The sequence below is a fragment of the Myroides guanonis genome (assembly GCF_900114085.1).
In the GTDB taxonomy this organism is placed as follows: Bacteria; Bacteroidota; Bacteroidia; order Flavobacteriales; family Flavobacteriaceae; genus Flavobacterium; species Flavobacterium guanonis.
On sequence record NZ_FORU01000029.1, the window covers coordinates 1 to 2,079 of the forward strand.

Annotated in this window: 2 protein-coding genes; both read right to left on the reverse strand. The window is 34.5% G+C overall.

Going from position 1 to position 2,079, the window contains the following annotated elements; translation table 11 throughout:
* On the reverse strand, positions 1-1,667 hold a 1,667-nt coding region (locus tag BM024_RS13560; protein ID WP_177190220.1), incomplete at its 3' end, for a choice-of-anchor L domain-containing protein.
* Between the two features lie 151 nt (positions 1,668-1,818).
* The coding region (locus BM024_RS13565) for a T9SS type B sorting domain-containing protein (RefSeq protein WP_143077793.1) at positions 1,819-2,079 on the reverse strand (261 nt) is incomplete at its 5' end.

Here is a 2,079-nt window from a genome sequence, read left to right on the forward strand (position 1 = left end):
GTTGGTGACTTACACTGAACCAGATTTAAAGGTGGTTTTTCGATGATGATCTCGTCGAAATATTCAATCTTAACAGCTTTCGGTTCTAGATAACAGTTTACGTTTTTGTATTCCAGTTTTACGCCGTATAAACCTTTAGAATTAATAGTTAAGGTAGGACCGTTCTCTCCAACTAAATCCATTCCGTCTTTAGTCCATTGAATAATATAATCATTTGGATTCAAATTTGCTTTCAACACCATCGTTTCTCCTGGACACAAAGCATTTCCACCTTCGACAACCATATCGTCTCCTAGATCTGGCACACCTAAATTAAAACTCCCTCCACCTAGAAAAACAGCGGAATTAACACCAGAATCACTATAATCTGCGATTGCTAATTTAATATGGTACTTACGTCCTGGTACAACTGGAGAAACTGCTGTCATAGGAACCGTTCTCCCTCCATAATTTATTGGGTTATCCTTAACTGGTAAACCATATAAACCATAATACTTATCAAAATAATCCTTATTTGAATCTCCACATGTTAAGTCTCCTTGATATTTTGCATCATGAATGGTAGTAACAGAAACTGGGGTAGTAGTTCCAGGAACAACGGCAAGATTTGTAACGACACCGCTTGTTAAATCGGTTAGAAAAAAAGCGAAAACATCGGAATATTGACATTGAAAACTAGGGCCATATTCATTAGAAGCGAAAATAAAATCAAACTTCAAAGTATCTAAAATCGATATAAAATCAAACTCTATTACAGATGCGTTATGATTAGCAGACGTTAGACCATTGTCTATTAATAATTTTTGCAAATCTTTATCACCTAACCAACTAGTATTATCTGAACCTTCTGATTGCCCTCCTGGTCCCATCGCATACTTAACACCGTTTGTTGCCAAGATAATTCCCTCATCAAAAGCTAAATCGGAACCATTCTTATTGAAGTAACCGATACCGTTCTCTCCCCCAAAATTAGTACCTGTTACGTATTTAATATTAGATACTAAATCACAACCAGCTATTACCAACACCTCTTTAACAAGTTCTTCTACAGTGTAAATATCATTGCTTGGGTTTACATATATTGCAGCAGGAGGTGCAGAAACACAAGCTTTAAATGTAATGTCATCTCCACTAACAACACCCAATCTGACATAATAAGTACGTCCTATTTTTAAATCTTTAAAGATTTTAAAGGCATCATTTGAAGAATTATACTCAAAACATGCAACAGCAACATTATTAATTGCTCCACAAGTTTTATCGTAAATAGCTCCATAAATATTATAACTAGTCTTATTTACATCAAAAACACCCAACTGGTGAGTCGTCGCAGTGGCAGTAAACTTATACCATACATCTTTTGTAATTTTATTTCCCATACAACCCGCTAGAACAGTCGTACTTAAAGTTGAATCAAAAAAACTTCCTGACACAAAACTCGCACAATCAACACTCGTATTTATAGGTAAATCAACAGCGCCAATACAATCATCATTAAGAGGAGCTGCAAATAAGTTTCCCTCATTTTTTTGTAATATAACCTCTTCTATTTTATATGATGGTAAAGCACTATTACTCCTACCAGAGATAACACTTTTGTTCGCAGCAAACAAACAAGCAATCCCAAAACACACAACAAAGCAAAAATAAATATATCTCGTTCTCATACATAGTATTATAAAGTTGAAAAGTAAGGTTAATTTTCTAGATTATGAAAAATTTAACTATAAAACACCTCTTTATTCAGGGATATTATTACAAATAGAGGCCATTCCTTACGGAATAGCCTCTATTATAACTTAAAACAAATAGATACTCTTACTTATTGATTTGCACCCAACCAGTTCTTATCTTATCATGTGCCGTAACTACATAATAATAAGTACCATCAGGAAGTGGATTTCCAGATTTATCTTGTCCTACCCATTGATTCGTATAATTAGAACCAAAAGAGAAAACCTCAACACCAAGACGGTTGTAAATCTTCAAACTCTGCACTCCGTGTAAAGACAAATCAAAACTATCGTTCAAACCATCTCCATTTGGTGAAATCCCTTTAGCTATTGGACAATCCTCGTA